The organism is Streptomyces niveus, from assembly GCF_001723055.1.
GTDB lineage: Bacteria > Actinomycetota > Actinomycetes > Streptomycetales > Streptomycetaceae > Streptomyces > Streptomyces niveus.
Genome location: NZ_MDCR01000219.1, coordinates 1 through 1846, shown reverse-complemented (window position 1 = coordinate 1846; position 1846 = coordinate 1). Strand labels below are relative to the sequence as shown.

1 protein-coding gene is annotated in these 1846 nt (G+C 70.5%); it reads left to right on the top strand.

Annotated features, from left to right (window positions below):
* Window positions 1-1846, top strand: a 1846-nt coding sequence (locus tag BHU15_RS24340; protein WP_255293202.1) for a class I tRNA ligase family protein, incomplete at both ends; no start/stop codon positions are given.

The window sequence follows — 1846 nt, the reverse complement described above, 5'->3', positions numbered from 1 at the left end:
CCGCCGACCTGGACGCGCGCGGGCTGCTGTTCCGCCATGTTCCGTACGAGCACAGCTATCCGCACTGCTGGCGCTGCCACACGGCGCTCCTCTACTACGCGCAGCCGTCCTGGTACATCCGTACAACCGCCGTCAAGGACCGCCTTCTTGAGGAGAACGGGAAGACCAACTGGTTCCCGGACTCGGTCAAGCACGGCCGGTACGGCGACTGGCTGAACAACAACGTCGACTGGTCCCTGTCCCGAAACCGCTACTGGGGCACCCCGCTGCCCATCTGGACGTGCGAGGACGGTCACCTCACCTGCGTGGGCTCGCGCGCGGAGCTGACGGAGCTGAGCGGCACGGACCAGTCGTCGCTCGACCCGCACCGCCCGTTCATCGACGCGGTCACCTTCCCCTGCCCGACCTGCGGACAGACGGCGACGCGCGTCCCGGAGGTCATCGACGCCTGGTACGACTCCGGTTCGATGCCGTTCGCGCAGTGGGGCTACCCGTACAAGAACAAGGACCTCTTCGAGAAGCGCTACCCCGCGCAGTTCATCTCGGAGGCCATCGACCAGACGCGCGGCTGGTTCTACACGCTGATGGCCGTGGGCACCCTCGTCTTCGACAAGTCTGCTTACGAGAACGTCGTCTGCCTCGGGCACATCCTCGCCGAGGACGGCCGCAAGATGTCCAAGCACCTGGGCAACATCCTCCAGCCGATCCCGCTCATGGAGCGGCACGGGGCGGACGCGGTGCGCTGGTTCATGGCGGCCGGCGGCTCGCCGTGGGCGGCGCGGCGGGTCGGTGACACGACGATCCAGGAGGTCGTCCGCAAGACGCTGCTGACGTACTGGAACACGGTCGCCTTCCAGGCCCTGTACGCGCGCACGTCCGGCTGGGCCCCGTCGGAGGCCGACCCGGCGCCGAGCGAGCGGCCGGTGCTCGACCGCTGGCTGCTGAGCGAGCTGCACGCGCTGGTCGACCAGAGCACGAAGGCGATGGACGCGTACGACACGCAGCGGATCGGCAAGCTGCTGTCGGCGTTCGTGGACGACCTGTCCAACTGGTACGTACGCCGCTCCCGCCGCCGCTTCTGGCAGGGCGACAAGGCGGCCCTGCGCACGCTGCACGAGGTCGTCGAGACGGTCACGCGCCTGATGGCGCCGCTCACCCCGTTCATCACCGAGCGGGTCTGGCAGGACATGGTCGTCCCTGTCACGCCCGACGCCCCGGAGTCGGTGCATCTGTCGTCCTGGCCCGAGCCGGACCTGTCGGCGATCGACCCCGCGCTGTCCCGCCAGATGACGCTGGTACGACGCCTGGTGGAGCTGGGCCGCGCGACGCGCGCCGAGTCCGGTGTGAAGACGCGCCAGCCGCTGTCCCGCGCGCTGGTCGCGGCGGCGGGCTTCGAGACGCTGTCGCCCGACCTGCGCGCGCAGATCCTGGAGGAGCTGAACGTCACGTCCCTGGCATCGCTCTCGGAGGTCGGCGGCTCGCTGGTCGACACGACGGCGAAGGCGAACTTCCGGGCGCTGGGCAAGCGGTTCGGCAAGGGGGTCCAGGCGGTGGCGAAGGCGGTCGCCGACACGGACGCGGCGGCGCTGTCCGCGGCGCTGCGTGACACCGGCACGGCGTCGGTCACGGTCGACGGCGAACCGGTCTCGCTCGCCCCGGACGAGGTGATCATCACGGAGACGCCCCGCGAGGGCTGGTCGGTGGCGTCCGACTCGGGCGCGACGGTGGCGCTGGACCTGGAGATCACGCCGGAACTCCGGCTGGCGGGCCTGGCCCGCGACGTCCAGGCCGCTGTTCTTGCGGGCCTCCTGGATCAGGCGGATCGCGTCGCGGGCCAGGCCCGCCA